The sequence below is a fragment of the Liquorilactobacillus sicerae genome, from assembly GCF_029916425.1.
Taxonomy (GTDB): Bacteria; Bacillota; Bacilli; order Lactobacillales; family Lactobacillaceae; genus Liquorilactobacillus; species Liquorilactobacillus sicerae.
The window spans coordinates 1-449 of record NZ_JAHAVQ010000238.1 but is presented as its reverse complement, the minus strand read 5'-3'; the positions used below and the strand labels follow the sequence as shown (position 1 = coordinate 449).

Below are 449 nucleotides of genomic sequence, written 5' to 3'. Positions count from 1 at the left end.
TTTACCGGGTATGCTGGCTGCTAATACAACACTTCCAGTAATTGGCGTTCCAGTTCAATCGCATGCTTTAAATGGTTTGGATTCGCTTTTGTCGATTGTTCAGATGCCGGCTGGGGTGCCGGTTGCTACGACAGCGATCGGCAATTCCGGTGCTAAAAACGCAGCCTATTTGGCATTATCGATTCTTAGTTTACAAAATCGAGAAGTTGAAAATAAATTAATTATTTTTCGCCGGGAACAAACAAAAAAATCGCTTGAAAGCGAGTCACAGCTCAATGATTGAAAGAGCGATTTTACCACCGGCAACAATTGGAATTATTGGCGGTGGCCAGTTAGGACAGATGATTTCCTTGTCCGCTAAATCAATTGGCTATCATGTTGGTATTTTGGATCCTACAAGACAATCTCCAGCAGGCCAGGTTTCTGATTTTCAGATCGTAGCCGAATAT

At 42.8% G+C, this 449-nt stretch carries 1 protein-coding gene and 1 pseudogene; both read left to right on the top strand.

Translation table 11 applies throughout. From position 1 onward, the window contains the following. A partial coding sequence (locus KH893_RS12215) for an AIR carboxylase family protein (protein ID WP_281166328.1) occupies positions 1–283 on the top strand: 283 nt, incomplete at its 5' end. Then, positions 276–449 (top strand): annotated as a pseudogene (locus tag KH893_RS12210) (5-(carboxyamino)imidazole ribonucleotide synthase); the annotation flags it as partial. The gene KH893_RS12215 and the pseudogene KH893_RS12210, both read left to right, overlap by 8 nt.